20 protein-coding genes, 5 tRNA genes and 1 pseudogene are annotated in these 20,683 nt (G+C 65.4%); 1 reads left to right on the top strand and 25 read right to left on the bottom strand.

Going from position 1 to position 20,683, the window contains the following annotated elements:
* Positions 1–95: 95 nt before the first annotated feature.
* Positions 96–806, bottom strand: a complete 711-nt coding sequence (locus tag B0920_RS02540) for an SDR family NAD(P)-dependent oxidoreductase (protein WP_078031012.1) — start codon at positions 804–806, stop codon at positions 96–98.
* A gap of 331 nt (positions 807–1,137) precedes the next feature.
* Between B0920_RS02540 and B0920_RS02535 the strand changes: the two genes are divergently transcribed.
* A complete protein-coding gene (locus B0920_RS02535) occupies positions 1,138–1,677 on the top strand; it encodes a nuclear transport factor 2 family protein (protein ID WP_229455109.1) in 540 nt (179 codons plus the stop codon).
* Between the two features lie 72 nt (positions 1,678–1,749).
* Here the strand turns inward: B0920_RS02535 and B0920_RS02530 are convergent, their stop codons facing one another.
* The 24 genes and pseudogenes from B0920_RS02530 to B0920_RS02415 all read right to left on the bottom strand — a co-directional run bounded on the left by B0920_RS02530 (position 1,750) and on the right by B0920_RS02415 (position 20,595).
* Positions 1,750–2,676, bottom strand: coding sequence for a LysR family transcriptional regulator (locus B0920_RS02530; RefSeq protein WP_078031011.1), 927 nt, complete (start codon positions 2,674–2,676; stop codon positions 1,750–1,752).
* Positions 2,677–2,988: 312 nt separating this feature from the next.
* A pseudogene (locus B0920_RS02525) lies at positions 2,989–3,393 on the bottom strand (MsnO8 family LLM class oxidoreductase); the annotation flags it as partial.
* Positions 3,390–4,385: a zinc-dependent alcohol dehydrogenase family protein gene (locus tag B0920_RS02520; RefSeq protein WP_078031010.1), complete on the bottom strand. Its 996-nt coding sequence runs from the start codon at positions 4,383–4,385 to the stop codon at positions 3,390–3,392. The gene B0920_RS02520 and the pseudogene B0920_RS02525, both read right to left, overlap by 4 nt.
* A gap of 129 nt (positions 4,386–4,514) precedes the next feature.
* On the bottom strand, positions 4,515–5,420 hold the full coding sequence (locus B0920_RS02515) for a LysR family transcriptional regulator (protein ID WP_078031009.1): 906 nt from the start codon (positions 5,418–5,420) through the stop codon (positions 4,515–4,517).
* 158 nt (positions 5,421–5,578) lie between these two features.
* Positions 5,579–5,652 (bottom strand) — tRNA-Cys (locus B0920_RS02510).
* Between the two features lie 78 nt (positions 5,653–5,730).
* Positions 5,731–5,806: transfer RNA gene (locus tag B0920_RS02505), tRNA-Gly, on the bottom strand.
* Positions 5,807–5,835: 29 nt separating this feature from the next.
* A tRNA-Gly gene (locus B0920_RS02500) sits at positions 5,836–5,911 on the bottom strand.
* A gap of 38 nt (positions 5,912–5,949) precedes the next feature.
* A tRNA-Gly gene (locus B0920_RS02495) sits at positions 5,950–6,025 on the bottom strand.
* A 64-nt stretch (positions 6,026–6,089) separates the two neighbouring features.
* Positions 6,090–6,165: transfer RNA gene (locus B0920_RS02490), tRNA-Gly, on the bottom strand.
* 86 nt (positions 6,166–6,251) lie between these two features.
* Positions 6,252–6,833, bottom strand: a complete 582-nt coding sequence (gene pgsA, locus B0920_RS02485) for a CDP-diacylglycerol--glycerol-3-phosphate 3-phosphatidyltransferase (RefSeq protein ID WP_078031008.1) — start codon at positions 6,831–6,833, stop codon at positions 6,252–6,254.
* 305 nt (positions 6,834–7,138) lie between these two features.
* Entirely contained in the window at positions 7,139–8,983 is a 1,845-nt protein-coding gene (gene uvrC / locus B0920_RS02480) for an excinuclease ABC subunit UvrC (RefSeq protein WP_078033251.1), read from the bottom strand.
* A 270-nt stretch (positions 8,984–9,253) separates the two neighbouring features.
* Positions 9,254–9,658, bottom strand: coding sequence for a holo-ACP synthase (gene acpS / locus B0920_RS02475; RefSeq protein WP_078031007.1), 405 nt, complete (start codon positions 9,656–9,658; stop codon positions 9,254–9,256).
* 1 nt (position 9,659) lies between these two features.
* Positions 9,660–10,430, bottom strand: a complete 771-nt coding sequence (locus B0920_RS02470) for a pyridoxine 5'-phosphate synthase (protein WP_078031006.1) — start codon at positions 10,428–10,430, stop codon at positions 9,660–9,662.
* A 24-nt stretch (positions 10,431–10,454) separates the two neighbouring features.
* The gene (gene recO, locus B0920_RS02465; protein ID WP_078031005.1) at positions 10,455–11,279 is read right to left on the bottom strand and encodes a DNA repair protein RecO; all 825 of its coding nucleotides are present in this window, start codon (positions 11,277–11,279) and stop codon (positions 10,455–10,457) included.
* Positions 11,280–11,303: 24 nt separating this feature from the next.
* Positions 11,304–12,203 carry a GTPase Era gene (gene era / locus B0920_RS02460; protein ID WP_078031004.1) on the bottom strand — a complete coding sequence of 300 codons (900 nt, stop codon included), beginning with the start codon at positions 12,201–12,203 and terminating at the stop codon, positions 11,304–11,306.
* On the bottom strand, positions 12,200–12,997 hold the full coding sequence (rnc, locus tag B0920_RS02455) for a ribonuclease III (protein ID WP_078031003.1): 798 nt from the start codon (positions 12,995–12,997) through the stop codon (positions 12,200–12,202). The genes era and rnc overlap by 4 nt, the downstream gene beginning before the upstream one ends.
* Positions 12,998–13,056: 59 nt before the next feature.
* Positions 13,057–13,461 carry a DUF4845 domain-containing protein gene (locus tag B0920_RS02450; protein WP_078031002.1) on the bottom strand — a complete coding sequence of 135 codons (405 nt, stop codon included), beginning with the start codon at positions 13,459–13,461 and terminating at the stop codon, positions 13,057–13,059.
* A gap of 16 nt (positions 13,462–13,477) precedes the next feature.
* Positions 13,478–14,407: a signal peptidase I gene (lepB, locus tag B0920_RS02445; RefSeq protein WP_078031001.1), complete on the bottom strand. Its 930-nt coding sequence runs from the start codon at positions 14,405–14,407 to the stop codon at positions 13,478–13,480.
* Positions 14,407–16,200 (bottom strand): translation elongation factor 4, encoded by a 1,794-nt coding sequence (gene lepA / locus B0920_RS02440; protein WP_078031000.1) that lies wholly within the window; start codon positions 16,198–16,200, stop codon positions 14,407–14,409. The genes lepB and lepA overlap by 1 nt, the downstream gene beginning before the upstream one ends.
* A gap of 290 nt (positions 16,201–16,490) precedes the next feature.
* Positions 16,491–16,769 (bottom strand): glutaredoxin family protein, encoded by a 279-nt coding sequence (locus tag B0920_RS02435; RefSeq protein WP_078030999.1) that lies wholly within the window; start codon positions 16,767–16,769, stop codon positions 16,491–16,493.
* Positions 16,766–18,220, bottom strand: a complete 1,455-nt coding sequence (locus B0920_RS02430) for a DegQ family serine endoprotease (RefSeq protein WP_078030998.1) — start codon at positions 18,218–18,220, stop codon at positions 16,766–16,768. The genes B0920_RS02435 and B0920_RS02430 overlap by 4 nt, the downstream gene beginning before the upstream one ends.
* A gap of 576 nt (positions 18,221–18,796) precedes the next feature.
* A complete protein-coding gene (locus B0920_RS02425; protein ID WP_078030997.1) occupies positions 18,797–19,090 on the bottom strand; it encodes a sigma-E factor negative regulatory protein in 294 nt (97 codons plus the stop codon).
* 56 nt (positions 19,091–19,146) lie between these two features.
* Positions 19,147–19,749 carry an RNA polymerase sigma factor RpoE gene (gene rpoE / locus B0920_RS02420; protein WP_078030996.1) on the bottom strand — a complete coding sequence of 201 codons (603 nt, stop codon included), beginning with the start codon at positions 19,747–19,749 and terminating at the stop codon, positions 19,147–19,149.
* A gap of 48 nt (positions 19,750–19,797) precedes the next feature.
* Positions 19,798–20,595 carry a hypothetical protein gene (locus B0920_RS02415; RefSeq protein ID WP_078030995.1) on the bottom strand — a complete coding sequence of 266 codons (798 nt, stop codon included), beginning with the start codon at positions 20,593–20,595 and terminating at the stop codon, positions 19,798–19,800.
* Positions 20,596–20,683: the final 88 nt, after the last annotated feature.

Here is a 20,683-nt window from a genome sequence, read left to right as displayed (position 1 = left end):
ATTTAGGAAGCAGGCCAGGCTCATTGGCGATGCAAACTGCCTGACCACCGGGACCCACCTCCAACATCAGGCGGGCCCCGATCAACTTACACCGCTCAGCGGCCCGCGTGCTGGCCGCCGTCGACGTGGATGATCTCGCCCGTGACGAATTCGGCTCTCTCCAGGAAGCTGACTGCCTCGGCCACCTCATTCGCGCTGCCGATTCGGCCAAGCGGATGATACTTGCCGAAGAACTTGAGCATGTCCGGATCGTGCATTGGCGTCTCGATGACGCCCGGCGCGACCGCATTGAAGCGGATGCGCTTCTCGGCGTACTCGATCGCCAGCGCGCGGGTGGCGGCGTTCAAGCCGCCCTTGGTCAAGCCTGCCAGTCCGGTGTACACGCCTCCGCTCATGCCATTATCGATGCTGCCGGTGATCGTCACCACGTGGCCCGCGCCCTGCTTTTCGATCTCGCGCAGGGCAAGTTGGGTGATGTGGAAGAAGCCGGCCATGTTCACGTTCATCTTGGCGTCGAAGTCCTCGACGGTAAATTCAGTGAACGGCTTGCCGATATAGATACCGGCATTGTTGACCAGGCTGTCGACACGACCGAAACGCGCGACCGCCTCGGCCACGATGCGCTGGGCGGTGCTGCGCTCGCCGATGTCGCCGGCCACGGTCACCAGGTCGGGATCGTCGGATGGCTTGATGTTGCGCGAGCTCGCGACGACGCGATATCCGAGCTTGCGATAGGCCTGGACGATGGCGGCGCCGATGCCTTGCGATGCGCCCGTGACGATGGCAACCTTTTGCGAAGTACTCATGGTGTTTCTCCTTAGGACATTGATGGGATCGAAAACAGCTCGACGGAGGAAATGATAGGAATGCTCCTCGCCATCAACAATCCGGCCATGTCGCAATTCATTTTTGCTGAATCAGCATCCAAATCGCGATGCAGTGTTTCAGACTGCTGAGGGAATGCTGCGCGAAAGCGTATCCGGGTGCCTGAATGCGCTTTCAGCAAGAATGAATTGCTGCGCCGGAGGATTGTTGCCGAGCTGGTGCGCTCTTACCATTTCCCTGTCGAGTACTCGGCGCAGGTCGCCAGGGACGCGGCGCACTACCCCACAGGTCCATCTATCCAGGAGAAAAAACATGAACGAAGCAGTCCATCCGAAACGCCGCAATTTCCTCGGTACCGTTTCGCTGAGCCTGATGGCCGCTGCGGCCCAATTGGCGCCAGCCGCCGAAGTCCTGGCAGCGACGCGGGCGTCAAGCAAGAGCGACGCCACTGGCGTGGCTCATGTCGACGCTTACTTCGAGGCCTTGGCGGCAAAGGACAAGCGGGGTATCGTCCCTCACCTGGCCGGTAACATCGAGCTGCTTGGCCCGATCTTTGCCGAGCCGACGCAAGGAAGGGAGACAGTCGTGCAGGTGCTGGCGGGTTTTCTCGATACGATCGACACGCTCGAGGTGCATGGGCAACTCGCATCCGGACGCGACGTGGCCGTGTTCTTCAGCTTTACTGTCCAGGGAATCACGGTCAAAGGTAACGAGCATCTCCACCTTGATGAAAACGGCCTGATCGACCACATCGAAGTGGCATGGCGCCCCCTGCCCGCGGCAGTCCAGGTGCAGGAAATCATCGCGCGTAAGCTTGGATTCCAGCCCTTGCGCCTGGTGCCGGCCGCGTGACACGCCAGTCCGCGCGCAAAGTGTGGCACCCTGGTGAGGCTGGTCAACGAGCGATGCACGCCACACCTGGCTTCAGATCCACTGCTCCCAATAGGGTGGCGATCCGATCGCCTCGACAAGGAATGCGGATACGTCGCGCACTTTCTGCGAGCGCAGCCGGTTCTCCGGGGAGAGGATCTGGATGTAGAGCTGGTCCGCGTACGCCGACATTTCCCAGTCGGCCAGCAGGCTCACGAGCCTGCCGTCCTTGAAGCTCGTAGGTGGGAACAGCCAGGTCGGAAACAGCACAATGCCGCGCCCGGCAATCGCCGCCTGGATCAGGATTTCCGAATTATTGCTGCGTAAGGGGCCGCTGACGACCAGTGGCTCGTAGTCCTCGTCAGCGCTACGCCTGAAATGCCAGCGCTGTGGCTCGACGAGTCCCTTGTACAGGAGACAGCTGTGCTGCAGGAGGTCTTCCGGATTGGCCGGCGTGCCATGCTCGGCCAGGTAGGCGGGACTAGCGGCAAGGACATAGCGCTGATTGCATACGACTTTGCCGATCAAACCGGAGTCGACCAGGCGACCGACCCGGAGAATGACGTCGGCGCCCGCCTGCACCGGATCGACGAAGGTGTTCGTCAGCGTCAGCTCGACCAGCAACTCGGGATACTTGCGCTGCATTTGGTTCACCAGAGCGCCGATGTGTAGCCTTCCCAAGGATTCCGGGGCGTTGATCCTGACCAGTCCGCGCGTTCCAGACGCGCGGGGATCGATCTGCTCCGTCGCGCTGTCCAGCAGCTCCACTGCGGCGCGAACCTGCGTGTAGTAGCGTTGCCCTGGCTCGGTCAGCCTTACCGCACGAGTGCTCCGATAGAAGAGCTGCTGACCGACTTCCTTTTCCAGTGCGGCGATGGCGCGCGACACCGAGGATGCCGGGACGTCGAAGTGGCGTGCAGTTGCGAGGAAACTGCCGGTCGTCGCGACAGTGAGGAAGTAACGCAATGTATGGATGTGCATGTCGGGAGTCTGGTCAGAGAGGCGGCCCTGCGTACCCGCCGCCGCCCACAGACCAGGTCCATGTTCCGTCTGTGAAGCCGATAGCAATGGCAGCAATGGCCGATAATTATTGCCCCGAGGATATCACCATCAGCCTCGTTGAACTACTACAGCCCTGCATACACCAAGCGGGTGGACAAATCCGGGTTGATGACGAACTGCCTGTTCGAGTCACAGGCGGAGACGAGCCTGGCCGCGACGATCTGATCGACCGACACGCCTTGCTCCTTCAACTGATTGACCTTGTCACGCCCCCCTACCAGCATGATCGGCAAAGCTGCCGCCGTCGGCCGGGCTGCGCCACAGCGCGCGCATGGTCTCCCCGTCCGCCCCGGGCGCGCGGCCCAGGCCCAGGTCAATCCGCCCCGGGAACAAGGTCTCCAGCGTGCCGAAATTCTCGGCGACCACCAGGGGCGCGTCGTTCGGCAGCATGATGCCCCCGGCGCCGACCCGCAGCCTGCGGGTGGTGGCGGCAACCTGGCCTATCAGCACGGCGGTGGCGGAGCTGGCGACACCGGACAGGTTGTGGTGCTCCGCCAGCCACATCCGGTGAAAGCCGAGCCCTTCGAGTGCCCGTCCATATGCCAGCGCCACGGCCAGGGCGTCGGCGATCGAGCCCCCGGCGCGCACCGGAACGACGTCCAGGGCCGACAGCGGTGTGCGCGCGAGGAGGCTCATGCGACTTCCACCACGATCTTGCCGCGCGCGCTGCCGTCCTGCATGGCGGCGTGGGCCTGGCCGACCTGGTCCAGGGCAAAGCGGCGTTCGTCCAGCAGCACTCGGATCTTGCCTTCATCCACCAGCTTGGCCGCCTCGGTCATGATCGCGCCGTGGTTGGCGCGCTCCTTGCCGCTGAGCAGGGGCAGCAGGGTGAACACGCCCGAATAGGTGGCGGCGCGGAAGGACAGCGGCGCCAGCGCATGCGTGCCCCAGCCCAGGCAGCTCACCACGTGGCCGTGGTAGCGGCGCGCGGCCTTGAAGGACGCGTCCAGCGTGGCCCCGCCGACGGTGTCGTAGACGATGTCGAAGCCTTCGCCGTCGGTGTACTGCTGCACGTATTCCTCGACGCTGGTGCTCTGGTAATCGATGAAGGTCGCGCCGAAGCCTTCGATGGTGGCGCGCTGGGCCACATTGCCGGTGGCATAGACCTGGGCGCCGGCGGCGCGCGCAATCTGGACGGCAATGTGTCCCACGCCGCCTGCGCCGCCATGCACCAGCACCGTCCTGCCGGCCGAGACATGGGCGCGATCGACCAGGCCCTCCCAGGCGGTGATGAACACCAGCGGCAGCGCCGCCGCTTCGCGCATGCCGATGCTGGCGGGCTTGCGGGCCAGCAGCCGGGCGTCCACGGCGGCCAGTTCCGCCAGCGAGCCCTGCACACCGCCGACGCCGCCGGTCATGCCCCACACCTCGTCGCCGGGCGCGAAACCTTGCACGCCTTCGCCGACGCTCTCCACCACACCGGCCATGTCGATGCCGAGGATGGCTGGCAGCACGGCCTTGGCGTGATCGGCCTTCCCTGCGGCGATCTTGAGGTCCAGGGGATTCACGCCGCTGGCCATGATGCGCACCAGCACCTGGCCCGGTCCGGCATGCGGACGCTCGACCTCGTCCAGGGTCATCGGTGCTTCAAAGGCTTTCAATACAACTGCTTTCATCGTCTCTTTCATGATCTACTCCGGTGGGGTTGGAATGAGATCAGTGTAGGTAACGGCAGAAGGCAGTACAACGGGGCAACAATGGATGCAGTTTTTATGAACTTAAAAGAATGCGGCGCGTGATCCCGATGGGTCCCCGGCTCAGGCCGGACTGCCCGCTTGGGTCGGCGCAGCGAACAAGGCGCTCACGAAATCGATGAATGCGCGGACTTTCGCCGCGCGTTGGTGGCGTTGCTGGAATAGCGCGTGCACCACGGGGCCGTCTGCCTGCCAGGGCGCGAGCACGGGCAGCAGCTCGCCGCTGCGCAGCGCTTCCGCCACGGACAGCGACATGAACTGGGCTATCCCGCCGCCCGCCTTGCACATTTCGAGCAGCGAGTCGACGTGGTCGGAGCTGACCCGTGTGCCGGGATGGAATTCGTCGGCGCCATCGAACACCCAGGGCCGCAAGCGCCTCAGCTTGGGCAGCATGAAGCCCAGGCAATCGAAATCCGGCAGGTCCTCGGGCGAGCGCGGCATTCCGTGCCGGCGCACGAAGTCGGGCGAGGCGCAGCAAACGAAGCGGGTCTGCATCAACTGGCGCGCAACCAGGCCGGAGTCCGCCACGTTCCCGATGCGGATCATGACGTCCACGCCCTCTTCCACCATGTCGAGCAGGCGGTCGCTGACGGTGGCGCGCAGAGTGATGTCGGGATACTGCGCGAGGAAACGCGGCAGCGCGGGCGCCACGTAGAGGCGCGAGACGATGCCCGGCATGTCCACCCGCAGCGTCCCACTGGGCAGATCCGCCGCCTCGTGCAATTGCGACTCCAGGTCGGACATCTCGGTCAGCAAGCGCAGCGCGTGCTGGTGACACAGGACGCCCTCGCTGGTCAGGGACATGCTGCGCGTGGTCCGGTTCAGCAGTTTCACGCGAAAATGCGATTCGAGGCTGGCCACCTGCATCGTCACCGTCGAGGGCGACATGCCGAGGCGTTCGGCGGCCCTGCTGAAGCCACCGGCCTCCACTACCGCACAGAAGACGCGCATTGCGTCGAGCTTGTCCATAGCATCCCCCTTGGGCCGATTATCCGGCTCGGCGGGAGATTTTGGAAGACGAAAAGGGGAAGCGGCAGGCGGGCGTGGGGCACTGTGGTGCAGCACATGTTCCGTGCGTCGCAAGCCAAAAGCAAACGGGCCCTGAACGGGCCCGTGCTAGCAGAATTTGGAGGCGAGGACGGGAGTCGAACCCGTCTAGACGGCTTTGCAGGCCGCTGCATAACCGCTTTGCTACCTCGCCAGAGTGTAGAGTACGCTTTGTTGACTGGCGGGTTATGGCCTACATCAACAAGGGGAAGACGCAGCTTCCGATGAATTCTGGAGCGGGAGAAGAGTCTCGAACTCTCGACCTCAACCTTGGCAAGGTTGCGCTCTACCAACTGAGCTACTCCCGCTTAGGAGTACAACACTTTCGTAAAACCTTTGGAGCGGGAGAAGAGTCTCGAACTCTCGACCTCAACCTTGGCAAGGTTGCGCTCTACCAACTGAGCTACTCCCGCATGGAGTCTTACTGTTTATATGCCGCACCAGCAAGCGCTGGAGCGGGAGAAGAGTCTCGAACTCTCGACCTCAACCTTGGCAAGGTTGCGCTCTACCAACTGAGCTACTCCCGCATACAAGACAACGATTATCTCAGACATTTGACTAATTTTCAAGACTGCTGCCATTCTGCAATCTTGGAGCGGGAGAAGAGTCTCGAACTCTCGACCTCAACCTTGGCAAGGTTGCGCTCTACCAACTGAGCTACTCCCGCTTCGTCATCCGTCTGCAACGATGTCGTCGCAACAGGCAGGCATTATAGAGATTCTATTCTGTACGTCAAGGATGCTTCGGAACAAATTACGCCACGCCGGACTTCTCTTTGATCAAAGGCCAGGCCTTGCGCAGATAGTAGAACATCGACCAGACGGTGAGCACGCCAGCGACCCACAGCAGGTACTCGCCCCAGTAGTGGGTGTCGACCAGGCCCAGCAGGCGGTCATGGAAGAGCAGCATCGGGATGGCCGCCATCTGGGCCGCGGTCTTGATCTTGCCGAGCGAGCTGACCGCGACCGACTTGCGCGCGCCGATCTCGGCCATCCACTCGCGCAGGGCCGAGATGGTGATCTCGCGGCCGATGATGATGAAGGCGATCACGGCGTTGACGCGGTCCAGCTGCACCAGCACCAGCAGCGCCCCCGCCACCATCAGCTTGTCGGCGACCGGGTCGAGGAAGGCGCCAAAGGCCGAGGTCTGGTTCCAGCGCCGCGCCAGGTAGCCGTCGAACCAGTCGGTCACGGCGGCGACGATGAACACCAGGGTCGCGGCCAGGTTGCGGTCGGCCAGCGGCAGCCAGTGGGTGGGCAGGTAGTAGACACCGACAACCAGGGGAATGAGCGCTACGCGTAACCAGGTCAGGAGGATCGGGATGTTGAAAGGCATAGGGTGACGGCTTCTAGACCGCAAAATAGCTTGCGCCGCTAGTCTACATTGGTATTGCCAATTGGACTAGGTGACTCGTCTGTATGTGGTGGCGGGCGTTGGCGGTGTGCGAGCAAACTTGGGTTCCGGCCTGCGCCGGAAGTCGTAGGCGCCAGTGGCGCGTACGACGGTTTTAAGGCTGTAGTCAATGAACACGCTTCTGATACGCACGATCAGTACATCGTTCCGGACCTCGCCCCCTGGCGGCAACTCAAGTGTGCTGAAGCGCCGTCCATGTAAAGCCGGGGCTCCCGCCCCAGCCCGACTCAATGCAGCTGCCGGTAAATCTCTTCCGCCAGCGTGCTCGAGATCCCTTCGACCGACATCAGGTCCTCCACGCTGGCGTCGATGACGCCGCGCAGCCCGCCGAAGCGCGCGAGCAGGCGCTGGCGGCGCTTGGCGCCGATGCCTTCGATCTCCTCCAGGCGCGAAGCCTGGCGCGCCTTGGCGCGCTTGGCGCGCATGCCGGTGATGGCGAAGCGGTGCGCCTCGTCGCGGATCATGGCCACCAGCATCAGGGCCGCCGATTCCTTGCCCAGCTCCTTCGGCAGGCGGCCGTCGGCGAAGATCAGGGTTTCCAGGCCCACCCGGCGCCCTTCCCCCTTGGCCACGCCCACGATCATCGAGACGTCCAGCCCGAGTTCCTCGAACACCTGGCGCGCCATCTCGACCTGGCCCTTGCCGCCGTCGACCAGCACGATGTCGGGCATCACGCCCTCGCCATTGGCCACCTTCTCGTAGCGGCGCGTGAGCACCTGGCGCATCGCGGCGTAGTCGTCGCCCGGCGTGATGCCGTTGATGTTGAAGCGCCGGTACTCGCCGTTCTGCATCTGGTGGTGGTGGAACACCACGCACGAGGCCTGGGTCGCCTCGCCCGCCGTGTGCGAGATGTCGAAGCACTCGATGCGCAGGCTTTCCAGGTCTTCGCTGTCGAGTTCCAGCACGTCGGCCAGGGCCTGGGTGCGCGCCTGCTGCGAACCCTGCTCCGAGAGCAGCCGCGCCAGCGCGATCTCGGCGCCCTTGCAGGCCATCTCCAGCCACTGGCGGCGCTGGCCCTGGGGCTGGAACACCAGGTTGATGCGGTGGCCGCACTGCTCGCTCAGCGCCATGATCAGCTCGGGCTGGTCGAACTCGATGTTCAGGATCAGGGTGTGCGGAATGAACTGGCCCGCGTAGTGCTGGGCCAGGAAGGCGCACAGCACCTCGACCTCGATCGGGCACTCGCCCAGTGATTCGCCGACATGGGCCGGGAAGTAGGCGCGGTCGCCCAGGTGGCGCCCGCCGCGCACCATCGCCAGGTTGACGCAGGCGCGCCCGCCCTGCACCACCACCGCGATCACGTCGACGTCGGCGTCGCCCGCGGTCTCCATGCTCTGGGCGTGCAGCACCTTCGACAAGGCCTGGATCTGGTTGCGCACGCTCGCCGCCTGCTCGAACTTGAGCTCCATCGCGAAGCCCTGCATCTTCTGCTCCAGGTCCTGCATGACCTCGCCCTGGCGCCCGCGCAGGAAGCGCGCGGCGTTGTCGACGTCGGCCTGGTAGTCCTCGGGCGCGATCAGGTCCACGCAAGGACCGCTGCAGCGGCCGATCTGGTGCAGCAGGCAGGGCCGGGTGCGGTTGGCGTAGACGCTGTCCTCGCAGGTGCGCAGCTTGAACACCTTCTGCAGCAGCTGGATCGATTCCTTGGCCGCCCAGGCGCTCGGGAAAGGTCCGAAGTACTGGTTCTTCTTGTCCAGCGCGCCACGGTAATAGCCCAGGCGCGGGGCCTCCCCGCTCGAGATCTTGATGTAGGGGTAGCTCTTGTCGTCGCGGAACAGGATGTTGTAGCGCGGCTTGAGCGACTTGATCAGGTTGTTTTCCAGGATAAGGGCCTCGGCCTCGCTGTTGACCACCGTGGTCTCGAGGCGCGCGATCTGAGACACCATCATCGCGATGCGCGGGCTGGACAAGGTCTTCTGGAAATAACTAGAGACGCGCTTCTTGAGGTTGCGCGCCTTGCCGACGTAGAGCACGCCGTCCTTGGCGTCGAAATAGCGGTACACGCCCGGCAGGTCGGGCAGCCGGGCGACGGTCGCCAGCACCTGCTCGCGCGCGAGGGCGCTCGGCTGCACCGGTTCCTCGGCGTCCTTGTTCAGGGTCGCCGCCAGTTCTTCCTTCCTGGCCTGCCAGCCGTCGGGACGGGCGCGCGGCGAAGGGCCGCGCTCCTTGGCGGCGGGCTTGGCGCGCGCCGTCGCAGCGCGTCCAGCCGCCTTGGGCGCGGGCGCCGCCGGCAGCGCGGCGCCGCCGGCCGCCACGTAGGCGGCGGGCGCCTCCTGGGCTTCATTGCTGGGCGCCGCATCCTGCGGCTGCCCGGTCGCTTGCACTTCCTTGGTCACTTCGCTCTACTCTTCTGCCGGCGCCTGGGTCACGATGACGAAGGCCACCCCATAGTCGGCCTCGTCGCTGATCGAGACCTGGGCGCTCAGGCGGTTGTCGCGCATGAATTGGTCGAGTGCGCCGCTGCAGACGATCACCGGCTTGCCGCTCGGCGCGTTCAACATCTGCATGGAGCGCCAGGTCATGGGCATGCGCATGCCCAGGCCGATCGCTTTCGAAAAGGCTTCCTTGGCCGAGAAGCGCGTGGCCAGGAAGCGCAGTCCGCGCACCGCGTTCTTGGCGCGGCGCGCATGGTATTTTTCCAGCTCCTGGGGGCCGAGGATCTTCTCGGCGAAGCGCTCGCCGCTGCGTGCGAGCGCCTGCTCGACACGCGAGATCTGGACGATGTCGGTGCCGATCCCGTAGATCATCTCAGGCCCCCTGGTAGGACACGCCCAGGCGCGCCGCGACCATGATCGCCTTCATCTCGCGCACCGCGTTCTCCCAGCCCGCGAACAGGGCGTGGGCGACGATCGCGTGGCCGATGTTGAGCTCGTGGATGTCGCGGATCGCCGCGACCGGCTGGACGTTGGTGTAGTGCAGGCCGTGACCCGCGTTCACGCGCAGGCCGCGCGTCACGCCGGCGTGCACGCCGGCCTTGATGCGCTCCAGCTCGTGCGCGGCTTGCGCACCTTCGGCCTCGGCATAGCGCCCGGTGTGCAGCTCGATGACGGTCGCGCCCACCGCGCGCGCGGCTTCGATCTGCTGTTCGTCCGCGTCGATGAAGAGCGAGACGCGGATGCCCTCGCCCTGCAGCTGCTTGACCGCGCTTTCCACTTCCTTGTAGTAGCGGATCACGTCCAGGCCGCCCTCGGTGGTGACTTCCTCGCGCCGCTCCGGCACCAGGCAGACGTCCTGGGGTTTCACCTGGCAGGCGAAGTCGATCATCTCGCGCGTCACCGCCGCTTCCAGGTTCATGCGCGTGGCGAGCTGGGGACGCAGGGCCAGCACGTCGGCGTCCTTGATATGGCGGCGGTCTTCGCGCAGGTGCAGGGTGATCAGGTCGGCGCCGGACTGCTCGGCCAGCAGGGCCGCGCGGATCGGGTCCGGGTAGCTGGTGCCGCGCGCGTTGCGCACCGTGGCGATGTGGTCGATGTTCACGCCCAGGTCGATCACCGGGCCGGCGGGGTGCAGGAAGCTCATGGTTGTAGGTCGGTTATCAATGCATCATAACTGCATCAGGTCGATCAAAATCTGGCGCGTGTTGAGCGGCTGCCCGCCCAGTTGGTGCGCCAGCAGGAAGCGCATCAGCTGCTTGCTCTGCGCCTGGGTCACGGGGTCGGCGTAGTCTTCGCGCTCCATGTCGAGCAGGGTCTTGCCCGAGACCACAGGCCAGACCTCGGCCGGCTGGGCTTCGCGCGGACCGCGCTCGGGGTCGACCACGTAGCTGGCGGCGGGCTCGACCGCGGCGCGGGTGCGCGTCGAGCGCCCCAGCTCGGCCGCCACGCCCGTCTCCTTAAGTAGGGCCCGTTCGAATTTCCGCAAGACGATCTGGGCCGGTTCGCCGTGGGCGAGCTGGTTCAGGGTCGAGACATAGTGGTCGAACAGGGCCGGATGGCGGTCGTCGCGGGCCAGCAGCTTGACCAGCAGCTCGTTCAGGTAGAAGCCGCACAGCAGCGCGGTGCGCTCCAGCGGCAGCATGCCGCCCACCCATTCGGCGTCGATCAGGGTGCGCAGCTCGGACTTGCCGCTGAAGGACACCGAAAGCGGCTGGAAGGTCTGGAGCACGCCGCGCAGCTTGGACAGCGGGCGCTTGGCGCCCTTGGCCACCAGGCCCACGCGGCCGTGGTCGCGCGTGAACATGTCGACGATGAGGCTGGTTTCCTTGTAGGGGTAGCTGTGCAGCACGAAGCCCGGCTGGCCCACCACCCTGCCCTCGCGCAAGGGCGCGCGCGCACGGATGCGCCGCTCCGGCTGGCCGGCCGGCTCGCCGCCGGCAAGTGCGGGCGCGATCAGTTCCTGCGCATCGTCGAGGTCGTCGTGGCTGGGCATGCGTGCCTGGAGGTCCCCCTGCGCTTACTCGTAGCCGTAGGCGCGCAGGCCCGCTTCGTTGTCGGCCCAGCCGGACTTGACCTTGACCCAGATCTCCAGGTACACGGGGCCGCCGAAGAGCTTTTCCATGTCCAGGCGCGACTGGGTCGAGATCTCTTTCAGGCGCGCGCCCTTGTTACCGATGATCATGGCCTTGTGGCTGTCGCGCTCGACCAGGATGGCCGAGAAGATGCGGCGCAAGTTGCCTTCCTGCTCGAACTGCTCGATCAGCACCGTGCTGGTATAGGGCAGCTCGTCGCCCAGCAGGCGGAACACCTTTTCGCGCACGATCTCGGCGGCCAGGAACTTCTCGCTGCGGTCGGTGATGTCGTCCGGCCCGAAGATCGGCGGGTTTTCCGGCAGGTGGCGCTTGATCTCTTCTTCCAGGGCGTCGACCTGGAAGCGCATCTTGGCCGAGACCGGCACGATGGCGGCGAAGTCGCGCAGCGCCGCCACCTTTTGCGCGAAGGGCATCAGGACCGCCTTGTCCTTCATGCGGTCCGACTTGTTGATCACCAGGACCACCGGCACGTTCTTGGGCAGCAGATTGAGCACCTGCTCGTCGGCCGGGCCGAAAGTGCCGGCCTCGACCAGGAACAGGATCACGTCCGAGGAAGTCAGGGTGTTCGAGACCGTCTTGTTCAGGGTCTTGTTCAGGGCATTCGCATGGCGGGTCTGGAAGCCCGGGGTGTCGACGTAGATGAACTGGGCGTCGTCGCGGGTCTGGATGCCGGTGATGCGGTGGCGCGTGGTCTGGGCCTTGCGCGAGGTGATCGAGACCTTGGCGCCGATCAGCACGTTCATCAGGGTCGACTTGCCGACGTTGGGGCGGCCGACGATGGCGATATAGCCGCAGCGGAAGTGGTCTTGGGTACTGCCGTTCATGGGGTGGTTCCTGGTTGTTCCGGTTGCGCGGCGGCCGGCGCCTCGGCCTGGATGGTGGCGATGCCGGCCAGCTTGAGCTGGGCCGCGCGCGGTTTCGATTTGCGGGCGCCGGGCGCCTTGGTCAGGGCTTGCTGGGCCACCTCGAGGGCGAGCCGGGCCGCGGCCTGCTCGCCGGCGCGGCGGCTGCCGCCGCGTCCGAAAACCTGGATGTTCAGCTTGGGCACCAGGCATTCGACCTCGAATTCCTGGCTGTGGGCGGCGCCGTGGGTCGCCACCACGTTATAGGTGGGCAGCGGAATCTTCTTGCTCTGCAAGAATTCCTGCAGCAGGGTCTTGGCGTCCTTGCCCAGGGTGGCCGGGTCGACGGTTTCCAGCAGCGGGATGTAGAAGGTGCGAATCACGGTGCGCGCCGACTCGAAGCCGCTGTCGAGGAAGATCGCGCCCAGGATCGCCTCCAGGGTGTCGGCCAGGATCGAGGGGCGGCGGAAACCGCCCGACTTGAGCTCGCCCTCGCCCAGGCGCAGGAACTGCGAGAGCTCGAGCTTCTGGGCGATCTCGAACAGCGACTGCTGCTTGACCAGGTTGGCGCGCAGGCGCGACAGGTCGCCCTCGTCCAGGCCGGCGTAGCGCTCGTAGAGGATGGACGCGACGACGCAATTCAGGATCGAGTCGCCCAGGAATTCCAGGCGCTCGTTATGCAAACTGCTGTGGCTACGGTGGGTCAGGGCTTGCTGAAGCAGCCCGGATTCCCGGAACGTATACCCCAAGCGCGTTTGCAATAACTGAAGATTCATTGTCGATGTCGTCCACGCCCGGCCGCGCCGGGTGCTGCTGTATTACCGGGCTCCGGACCTTACCGGTCCTGCCCGCTCGAGGCCGCCACCACGCCGCTGGGGTCGGTGGTGCCGGCGAAGTCGATCACGATGCTGACGTTGCCCGCCAGCGGGACCCGCTTTTCATAGGCGAAGCTGATTTCCGGCTCGCCCCCTTCGCGCGTGATCACCAGGTCACGTCCGCGCAGGGCCGTCACGTCGTTCACGCTGGCCGTCCTGTCGAAGGCCGCCTGCATTTCGCGCGGGCTACCGCCGGTTTCCTTGGCGCGCACGATCGCGTCCTTGACCGCGCTGTATTCCAGGTAGGCCGGCACCAGCTTCATGGCCAGCACGGCCAGCACGCCCAGGACCACCAGCACCGCGATCAGCCCGGTCAGCGATACGCCGCGCTCGGCGCCCACCACGAATTGCTTGTTACGACCCATTTCCCCTCCCCGTGAGTTACCGGATGCCGCCAATCCGTTTCGGATTGCCGAAGTTCATCCACACGACGATCGCCTTGCCAACGATGTTCTTGTCCGGAACGAAGCCCCAATAGCGGCTGTCCTGGCTGTTGTCACGGTTATCGCCCAGCATGAAGTAGTTGCCTTCCGGTACGATACAGGTAAATTTCTCGTAGGAATAGTCGCACGCTTCACGCTGGGGGAAGTTCTCCACGGTGCCGAGATCGAAGGTCGGACGGTTCTCGGTGTTCAGGATGCGGTGCTCGGTCACGCCCTCCTTGCCCGGGAGTTTCTCCACGAATTGCTTGTGGTAAACAGGGTGCTGGTCGTCCAGGTAGTCGTCCAGCGGGGTGTAAGCGACCGGCACGCCGTTTACCGTCAGGCGCTTGTTCTCATAGGTGATTTTATCACCCGGCACACCGATGACGCGTTTGATGTAATCCTGGCTCATGTCCTTCGGGTACTTGAATACCATGACGTCCCCGCGCTGGGGATCGTTCACCTCGATGATCTTCCTGTTGATGATCGGCAGGCGGATGCCATAGGTGTACTTGTTCACCAGGATGAAGTCGCCCACCAGCAGGGTCGGCACCATCGAGGACGACGGGATCTTGAAGGGCTCCCACAGGAAGGAGCGCAGCACGAAGACCAGGGCGATCACCGGGAAGAAGCTGCCCGAGTACTCGATCCAGGTCGGCTGGCGCAGGATCGCGTGCTCGAGGGCCGCGCGCTTGCCGGCCTCGTCCACCTTGATCCCGTTCGCGGTCAGCTTGGCGTGGCGGGCGTCGAACTCGGCCAGGGCCGCGTCGGCGCTGCGGCGGCGCTGCTTGGCCAGGTAGAACACGTCGAGGCACCAGATCACACCGGTGATCACCATGGCCACGAACAGGATCAGGGCAAAATTGCCCAGGATGGGTTGCAGGTTCATTATTTTTCGTCCACCTGGAGGATAGCCAGGAAGGCTTCCTGCGGAATCTCCACGGAACCGACCTGTTTCATGCGTTTCTTACCGGCTTTTTGTTTTTCCAGCAGTTTCTTCTTACGCGAGATGTCACCGCCATAGCACTTGGCGAGCACGTTCTTGCGCAAGGCCTTGACGTTCTCGCGCGAGATGATGGTGGCGCCGATGGCGGCCTGGATCGCCACGTCGAACATCTGGCGCGGGATCAGCTCGCGCATCTTGGCCGCCACCTGGCGTCCGCGGTAGGGGGCGTTGGCGCGGTGGACGATGATCGCCAGCGCGTCCACCTTCTCGCTGTTGATCAGCATGTCGACCTTGACCACGTCGGCGGCGCGGTTTTCCTTGAAGGCGTAATCCATCGAGGCGTAGCCGCGCGAGGTCGACTTCAGGCGGTCGAAGAAGTCCAGCACGATTTCCGCCATCGGGATCTCGTAATGCAGCTTGACCTGGCGGCCGTGGTAGGCCATGTCCATCTGGACGCCACGCTTGTTGTTACACAGGGTCATGACCGAGCCCACGTATTCCTGCGGCATGTACAGGTTGACGTCGACGATCGGTTCGCGCACCTCGTTGATCTTGGACGGCTCCGGCATTTTCGACGGATTGTCGACACGGATGATCGAACCGTCGCGCATCTCGACCTCGTACACCACGGTCGGGGCGGTGGTGATCAGGTCCATGTCGAACTCGCGCTCCAGGCGTTCCTGCACGATCTCCATGTGCAGCAGGCCGAGGAAGCCGCAGCGGAAGCCGAAGCCCAGGGCCTGCGACACCTCCGGCTCGTACATCAGGGCGGCGTCGTTCAGCTTGAGCTTTTCGAGCGAATCGCGCAGGGCGTCGTACTGGTTGGCCTCGACCGGGAACAGGCCGGCGAACACCTGCGGCTGGACTTCCTTGAAGCCCGGCAGCGGCTCGGGGGCCGGCTTGTTGGCCAGGGTCACGGTGTCGCCGACCTTGGCGGCGGTCAGTTCCTTGATGCCGGCGATGATGAAGCCCACCTGCCCCGCCGACAGTTCCGGAAGCGAGACCGAGCGCGGGGTGAACACGCCGATGTTCTCGACCAGGTTCACCGAACCGGTCGCCATCAGCAGGATCTTGTCCTTCGGACGCAGGGTGCCGTTGACCACGCGCACCAGCATCACCACGCCCACATAGGGGTCGTACCAGGAGTCGACGATCAGGGCCTGCAGCGGCGCATCCGGGTCGCCCTTGGGCGGCGGCACCTTGGCGATCAGGGTCTCGAGCACGTCTTCCACGCCCAGGCCGGTCTTGGCCGAGCAGACCGTCGCGTCCGAGGCGTCGATGCCGATGACGTCCTCGATTTCCTTCTTGGCGTTGTCGGGATCGGCGTGCGGCAGGTCGATCTTGTTCAGGATCGGCACCACTTCCACGCCCAGGTCGAGCGCGGTGTAGCAGTTGGCCACGGTCTGGGCTTCCACGCCCTGGGAGGCGTCGACCACCAGCAGCGCGCCTTCGCAGGCCGACAGCGAGCGCGAGACTTCATAGCTGAAGTCGACGTGACCGGGGGTGTCGATCAGGTTCAGGTTGTAGGTCTGGCCGTCGCGCGCCTTGTACTGCAGCGCCGCCGTCTGGGCCTTGATGGTGATGCCGCGCTCGCGCTCCAGGTCCATCGAGTCGAGCACCTGCGCGTCCATTTCGCGTTCCGACAGCCCGCCGCACAACTGGATGATGCGGTCGGCCAGGGTCGATTTACCGTGGTCGATGTGGGCAATGATGGAGAAGTTACGTATGTTGTTCATTAACAAAGCTCAAAACCAAAAAGGCCGCGGCCGGCCATACCGCCCGCGGCGGCAACCGGCGCCGCGACATGCAGCGCAATACGAAAAAAGCGCTGCGTCGGGGCCGGGACGGTCCCAGGCGAGCGCCTTATCAAAGCAAGGGAAGCTGGTGTGACGTGGACAGAAGCTTTCCGGCCCCGGCATTTTACCGGATTTCGAGGCAGAAAGCCCGGTTTCCGGGGGCCTCGGGGGGATATCTCGGGGCAAAACGCCCCAAGGCAAGCCCCGTGAGGCCCGCGGGCGACGCCGACTCAGGCCGGAGCGGCCGCGCGCGCGGCGTCGACGCTGGCCAGGTAAGACCTGACCGCCGCCTCGTCCAGGAAGTAATGGCAGAGTTCCGGCTCCGCCGGGTCCCCGTACAGCACCGGCACCAGCTCGTCGAAGCGCGCCACCAGGGCGGGGTCGGCGTCGACGTCGAGGACGGTGATGGCGAAGGGCCGGCCGGGCGCCTCCAGCGCCCGCAGCGCCGCCAGCATGTCCTCGCACAGGTGGCACCAGGAGCGCGAGTACAGGGTGAAGGGAATGCTCATTGGCGCGGCTTGATCACGAGGTATTGGGTGATGCCTTCGCGCCGCACCAGCACGGCCACCGGTTTCTTCGGATCGAGCTTGCCGACCAGGGCGTTGAACTGGGCGACGTCGTTGACCGGCGTATTGCCCACCTGGAGGATCAAATCGCCCGCACGGATGCCGGCCGTGGCCGCATTGCCCTGGGCGTTCTCGACCAGCACCCCGCCCTCGACGCCCAGCTCGCGGCGCTGCTCGGCGCTCAGGGCGGAGACATTGAGGCCAAGGGCGTTGGGGGCGGCGTTCGGGGCCGGCTTGCCGGGTTGCGGCCGCGCCGGGTTCGGGTTGTCGTCCTGCAGCTCGACCACGGTGACCGGCACCTCGAGCTGGCTGCCGCGGCGCCACACGGTGACGCTGGCGCGGCTGCCGACCTTGGCGGCGCCCACCAGGCGCGGCAGGTCGCGGGTGGATTCGATCGGCTGGCCGTTGAAGGCCAGGATGATGTCGCCAACCTTGATGCCGCCCTTCTCCGCCGGGCCGCCCGGCTCGACCATCGAGACCTCGGCGCCGCGCGCCTTGCCCAGGCCGAGCGACTCGGCGACGTCGCGCGTGACTTCGCTGATGCGCACGCCCAGGCGGCCGCGGGTGACCTTGCCGGTCTTCTTGAGCTGGTCGGAGACCCGAATCACCTCGTCGATCGGGACCGCGAAGGAAATGCCGTTATAGGCGCCGGACAGGGTGGCGATCTGGGAATTGATGCCGATCACCTCGCCGCGCAGGTTGATCAGGGGGCCGCCCGAGTTGCCGGGGTTGACCGCCACGTCGCTCTGGATCAGGGGCAGGTACTCGCCGGTGTCGCGCGACTTGGCCGAGATGATGCCGGCGGTGACGGTGTTGTCGAGGTTGAAAGGCGAGCCGATCGCCAGCACCCATTCGCCGACCCGGATCTTGCTCGAGTCGCCGGTGCGCAGGTAAGGCAGGTTGGTGGCCGGCAGCTTAAGCAGGGCCACGTCGGAGCGGCGGTCGGCGCCCAGCACCTTGGCCTTGAATTCGCGCCGGTCGTTGAGGGTGACGGTGACCTCGTCGGCGCCCTCGACCACGTGGGCATTGGTCAGCACGTAGCCGTCGTTGGAGATGATGAAGCCGGATCCGACCCCGCGCTGCACTTCCTGTTCTTCCTGCTGCTGGGGTGCGCGGCGGCCGCCACCGCGCGGCACGCCCCCGCCGAAGAAGCGGCGCAGGAATTCCTGCATCTCCTCCTCGCCCGGCGCACCACGCGCGCGGACCCGCTCGGTGGTGCGGATGTTGACCACGGCCGGGCTGACCTTGTCGACCAGGTCGGTGAAGTCGGGAAGCCCGGTGACGGTCGGGGTGGGGACGGGAGCGGCGGCCGCGAAGGCCGGGGCGTGGACGAAGGCGGAAGCGCCGGACACGAGCAGTGCCGACAGGATGAGGCTGGCAGTTTTGCTTGTCATGGAGATGGGGTTATCAGGGCTATGATTGACTGAATGGTAAGCCAAAATCCGCGCTTTGTCGCGGCGCGTGGGTATGCATGCGGAGCGCCCCCTTCTCCGTCGTACGCGCCACTGGCGCCTACGACTTCCCGCGCAGGCGGGAACCCAAGTTTGCATGCGTGGCCATGTTCAGCAATGACGGGTGTGCAAGAAACTTGGGTTCCCGCCTTCGCGGGAACGACGTGCGTAGGGCTTGGGACAGGCGCAGCGGTGATGGGTGCGCAGGAACTTGGCTTCCCGCGTGCGGGAACGACGTGCGCAGGGCGCGCCCTCCCCCTCGTCGTACGCGCCACTGGCGCCTACGACTTCCCGCGAAGGCGGAACCCAAGTTTGCATGCTCGGCCATGTTCAGCAATGACGGGTGTGCAGGAAACTTGGGTTCCCGCCTGCGCGGGAACGACGTGCGTAGGGCTTGGGACTGGCGCAGCGGTGATGGGTGTGCAGGAACTTGGGCGCGGGAAGCCGCAGGCGCCATGGCGCGTACCACAAACAGAGGGGGCGCGACCCCGTGAGAGCAGGCCGCGCGCCGGAATGCCCCTAGGGATTGGACACCGCCGGCGGCAGCTTGGCCTCGCCCTCCCCCGCCGCAGGCGGGCGCTTGGCCGGCAAGGCTTCCTGAGCCAGCCGCTCCGCCAGGCGGGCCTGAAAATCCGGCGAGAGATCCGGCACCGGCTGCGCGCGCAGCATGTCGCCGATGCGGTGGTACAGGTCCCAGGCGGCGCGGCCGCTGGGCTCCTGCAATGCGGCGAACGCCAGCTCCAGCTCGTCGGCGGGCAACTCGCCGTCGCCCAGCGCGGAGATGTGTTCGCGGAATTTTTTGTTGATGTCCATCGCTTGTCGCCGTCGGTGTGTTCAAGATGTGCTGCGCCTGTGTACGATCTCGCTACCTACCGACGTTTGTCAACCGGGAAATCGAGCAAAGGGCGCAATTTCTCGGCGATGACTTCGCGCGCACGGAAAATCCGGCTGCGCACGGTGCCTATGGGACAGGCCATCACTTCGGAGATTTCTTCGTAGCTCAGTCCTTCGATTTCACGCAGAACGATTGCCGTGCGCAGTTCCAGCGGGAGCGCCTCCATGGCCGCGTTGACGGTGTGGGCGATCTGCTTGCTGGCCAACACCGATTCCGGGGTGTTGATGTCTCGCAGGCTGTCTGCATCGTCGAATCCCTCGGCGCGTTCGGCGTCGGCCTCGGTCGAGGTCGGCGCCCTGCGTCCTTGGGTGACTAGAAAGTTCTTTGCGGTGTTGATTCCTATCCGGTACAGCCAGGTATAAAAGGCCGAGTCGCCGCGGAAGTGGCGCAGCGCCCGGAATGCTTTGATGAAGGTCTCCTGCACCACGTCCTCGGCCTCGGCCGGGTCGTGCACCAGGCGCGATACCAGGCGCATGAGGCGGCGCTGGTACTTGGCCACGAGGAGGTCGAACGCCTGCCGGTCCCCGGCCTGGACGCGCTCCACCAGCAGCTGATCACACTCGCGTTCTGTCGTCACGGACGGTGTCCCATCGGCTGCAGCAGACCTTCGTATATAAGAGTTGGCCTACTGCAATAAGTTCAAAGTATTTTTTGTTTCCAGCCCGGGCCCGGCCTCCAAGGTCCGCGCAGCCTGGGCGCGCAAGGCCACCGCCAGCCGGCGGTAGGCCTGAGGCGCGACATTGTCCGGCAGTAGCAGGAGCCGCCAAGCCAGGGGCCGAGTGCCGTGCGCGCCGACATCCGCAGCGCTTTCCGCCCCTCGCCCGCTCGCGCCTGGGTTCCCGACCGCGTTCCCGCCTGGGTTCCCGACCGCGTTCCCGCCTGCGCTCCCGACCGCGTTCCCGCCCTTTTTCCCGTCTTCGCCCCCGTCTTCGCTCCCGTTTGCGTTCCCGTCTTCGCTCCCGCGTTCACTCCCGCCTGCGATCCCGCTTGCGCTCCCGCTTGCGTTCGCGCTCGCGTTCTCGCCTGCCGCGCGCGTTCCGGCCTCCGGCTTGGGGCTCAGGCGCAGCAGCATGCACGCGGGCCAGACGGTGGCGCCGGGCAAGGCCTCGGCGGGTACGCAAATCGGATGGCGCAGGTCTTGTTGTACCGTCAGGCGTATCCGCCCGACTCCAGAAATATCAATCCCGCGTAGCGCCGGTCCCCGGCGCCCGCGCGCCCCCAGGGGCGCCGGACCAGCCCAGGCCGCATGCCAGAGCGCGAGACCGGCCAGCAGCGGCGGCAGCGCCGCCAGCGGCGAGACGAAGCGCCCGGGCAGCAGCCAGCCTACGGCCGCGGCGGCCGCGAACAGGGACAGGCCGAAGGCCGCCAGCAGGAGACGCAGGCGGCGCGACAGCACGACGACGGATGTCACCGCGACGGACATGTTGTATAGGAAAGAACGTACCGGGAAGCACGCCGGTAGGGAAATGCAGGCCGGTTGCGGGACGCGAGGCCGGGATGGCCGTTACCGG

It is taken from the genome of Massilia sp. KIM (genome assembly GCF_002007115.1).
In the GTDB taxonomy this organism is placed as follows: Bacteria; Pseudomonadota; Gammaproteobacteria; order Burkholderiales; family Burkholderiaceae_D; genus Telluria.
Note: the sequence above shows the minus strand (reverse complement) of the source record. Positions and strands in the feature narration are given on the sequence as shown.

What these genes read in the sequence shown, in the direction of transcription:
- B0920_RS02540 (WP_078031012.1), bottom strand. Translation starts at nt 806, where the DNA reads ATGAGTACTTCGCAAAAGGTTGCCATCGTCACGGGCGCATCGCAAGGC.
- B0920_RS02535 (WP_229455109.1), top strand. Translation starts at nt 1,138, where the DNA reads ATGAACGAAGCAGTCCATCCGAAACGCCGCAATTTCCTCGGTACCGTT.
- B0920_RS02530 (WP_078031011.1), bottom strand. Translation starts at nt 2,676, where the DNA reads ATGCACATCCATACATTGCGTTACTTCCTCACTGTCGCGACGACCGGC.
- B0920_RS02520 (WP_078031010.1), bottom strand. Translation starts at nt 4,385, where the DNA reads ATGAAAGAGACGATGAAAGCAGTTGTATTGAAAGCCTTTGAAGCACCG.
- B0920_RS02515 (WP_078031009.1), bottom strand. Translation starts at nt 5,420, where the DNA reads ATGGACAAGCTCGACGCAATGCGCGTCTTCTGTGCGGTAGTGGAGGCC.
- pgsA (WP_078031008.1), bottom strand. Translation starts at nt 6,833, where the DNA reads ATGCCTTTCAACATCCCGATCCTCCTGACCTGGTTACGCGTAGCGCTC.
- acpS (WP_078031007.1), bottom strand. Translation starts at nt 9,658, where the DNA reads ATGATCTACGGGATCGGCACCGACATCGTCCAGATCTCGCGTGTCGAG.
- B0920_RS02470 (WP_078031006.1), bottom strand. Translation starts at nt 10,430, where the DNA reads ATGAGCTTCCTGCACCCCGCCGGCCCGGTGATCGACCTGGGCGTGAAC.
- recO (WP_078031005.1), bottom strand. Translation starts at nt 11,279, where the DNA reads ATGCCCAGCCACGACGACCTCGACGATGCGCAGGAACTGATCGCGCCC.
- era (WP_078031004.1), bottom strand. Translation starts at nt 12,203, where the DNA reads ATGAACGGCAGTACCCAAGACCACTTCCGCTGCGGCTATATCGCCATC.
- rnc (WP_078031003.1), bottom strand. Translation starts at nt 12,997, where the DNA reads ATGAATCTTCAGTTATTGCAAACGCGCTTGGGGTATACGTTCCGGGAA.
- B0920_RS02450 (WP_078031002.1), bottom strand. Translation starts at nt 13,461, where the DNA reads ATGGGTCGTAACAAGCAATTCGTGGTGGGCGCCGAGCGCGGCGTATCG.
- lepB (WP_078031001.1), bottom strand. Translation starts at nt 14,407, where the DNA reads ATGAACCTGCAACCCATCCTGGGCAATTTTGCCCTGATCCTGTTCGTG.
- lepA (WP_078031000.1), bottom strand. Translation starts at nt 16,200, where the DNA reads ATGAACAACATACGTAACTTCTCCATCATTGCCCACATCGACCACGGT.
- B0920_RS02435 (WP_078030999.1), bottom strand. Translation starts at nt 16,769, where the DNA reads ATGAGCATTCCCTTCACCCTGTACTCGCGCTCCTGGTGCCACCTGTGC.
- B0920_RS02430 (WP_078030998.1), bottom strand. Translation starts at nt 18,220, where the DNA reads ATGACAAGCAAAACTGCCAGCCTCATCCTGTCGGCACTGCTCGTGTCC.
- B0920_RS02425 (WP_078030997.1), bottom strand. Translation starts at nt 19,090, where the DNA reads ATGGACATCAACAAAAAATTCCGCGAACACATCTCCGCGCTGGGCGAC.
- B0920_RS02415 (WP_078030995.1), bottom strand. Translation starts at nt 20,595, where the DNA reads ATGTCCGTCGCGGTGACATCCGTCGTCGTGCTGTCGCGCCGCCTGCGT.